Origin of the sequence: Streptomyces pyxinae (genome assembly GCF_024756275.1) — a bacterium.
GTDB lineage: Bacteria > Actinomycetota > Actinomycetes > Streptomycetales > Streptomycetaceae > Streptomyces > Streptomyces pyxinae.
Map to the genome: position 1 here is coordinate 1 of NZ_JANUGQ010000060.1, position 2,012 is coordinate 2,012.

Sequence of the window (2,012 nt, forward strand, 5' to 3'; positions counted from 1 at the left end):
GTCCGCACCACACTCGGCGCCGAGATCCCCATCCGGCGTGTCTTCCAGTCGCCCACCGTGGCCGCCCTCGCCCGCCGACTGGCGGGGGACACGGCGGTGGCCGGCCGGGTGCGCCCGGCACTGCGCCGGGCGGTACGCCCCGATGTGCTCCCGCTCTCCCACGCCCAGCGCCGGCTGTGGTTCATCCACCGCTTCGAGGGACCCTCGGCCACCTACAACATCCCGCTCGCCGTGCGGTTGCGCGGTGAGCTGGACACCGAGGCGCTCACGGCCGCCGTACGGGACGTGGTCGTACGCCACGAGAGCCTGCGCACCCTGTTCCGCGAGGACGCCGACGGGGTGCCGTACCAGCACATCGTCCCCGCCGGCCGGCTCCGGCTCGACGTCCCGCTCACCGACCCGGCCACCGCCGGGGAACTGGCGCGGCACGGCTTCGACCTGGCCCGCGAGATCCCGCTGCGGGCCGCCGTGGCGCGGGTGGGGCCCCGGGAGCACGTCCTGCTGGTGGTGCTGCACCACATCGCCGGCGACGGAGCCTCCATGGCCCCACTGGCCCGTGACATCTCCACCGCCTACACCGCCCGGCACCACGGCACCGCGCCCGACTGGCCCGAACTGCCGGTCCAGTACGCCGACTACACCCTCTGGCAGCGCGAACTGCTGGGCGACGACACCGACCCCGACAGCCCGGCCGCCCGCCAGTCCGCCTACTGGCGCGAACAACTGGCTGCCGTCCCGCAGCTCTTGCCGCTGCCGACCGACCGACCGCGCCCGGCGAACGCCTCGTACCGGGGTGACATCGTCGACTTCCGGCTGGACGCCGACCTCACCGAGGCCGTCGGACGACTGGCCCACGAGCGCGGGCTGACCACCGCGATGGTCCTGCACACCGCGCTCGCCGTACTGCTCCACCGGCTCGGCGGCGGCACCGACCTCACCATCGGCTCGCCCATCGCCGGACGCACCGACGACGCGCTCAGCGAACTGATCGGCTTCTTCGTCAACACCTGGGTGCTGCGCGCCGACCTCTCCGGCGACCCCGCCTTCGACCGGCTCCTCGACCAGGTGCGGGACCGCTCACTGGCCGCCTACGACCGGCAGGACCTGCCCTTCGAACGGCTGGTGGAACTCCTGGAACCGGCCCGCTCCACGGCGTACCAGCCCCTGTTCCAGACCATGTTCGCCTGGCAGAACGGCGGATGGCCCGACCTGTCGCTGCCGGGCGTCGAGACCACGGTGGAGCCGGTGCGGACCGGGACAGCCAAGTTCGACCTGTTCTTCAACCTGGTGCCGGTGACACCACGGGAGGGAGAGCGGTCCACGGTCCTGGGCGGGATCGAGTACGCCACCGATCTCTTCGACCGCGCGACCGTGGAGCGGCTCGCCACCCGATACACGCGGCTGATCCGGCAGTTGGTCTCCACTCCCGGAGCCCGGCTGAGCGCCACCGAGGTGCTGCTTCCGGGTGAGCGCGAGCAACTGGAACAGCTCAATGGCACCGGCCGGGAGCTGACGGACGCCACCGTGGCGGACCTCTTCGAGCAGCAGGCCGCCCGCACCCCGGACGCCCCGGCCCTGATCAGCGGCGAACAGCGCCTCACCTACGGCCGGCTCAACACCCGCGCCAACCGCCTCGCCCACTGGCTGATCCAGCGTGGCGCCGGACCCGAACAGCGCGTCGCCCTTCTGCTCCCCCGCACCGCCGACCTGGTGGTCGCGCTGCTCGCCGTGCTCAAGACGGGTGCGGCGTACGTCCCCGTCGACCCCGATCACCCGGCGCCCCGCATCGACCACATCCTCACCGACAGCCAGCCGGTGCTGATCCTCGACGCCGAAGCGGTGGCGGAGGGGCTGCGGCACACCGACGGGGCGAACCCGGTACGGAGTGGGACGGACGCGGACTCGGCCGCGTATGCGATCTATACGTCCGGTTCGACCGGCCTGCCCAAGGGTGTCGTCGTCGGGCAGCGAGCCCTGGTCAACTTCCTCACCGCCATGCAGGACCGCTTCCA

The 2,012-nt window shown here is 72.5% G+C and carries 1 protein-coding gene; it reads left to right on the top strand.

Annotated features, from left to right (window positions below):
• Window positions 1–2,012, top strand: a 2,012-nt coding sequence (locus tag NX801_RS30550; protein ID WP_258791219.1) for a condensation domain-containing protein, incomplete at both ends; no start/stop codon positions are given.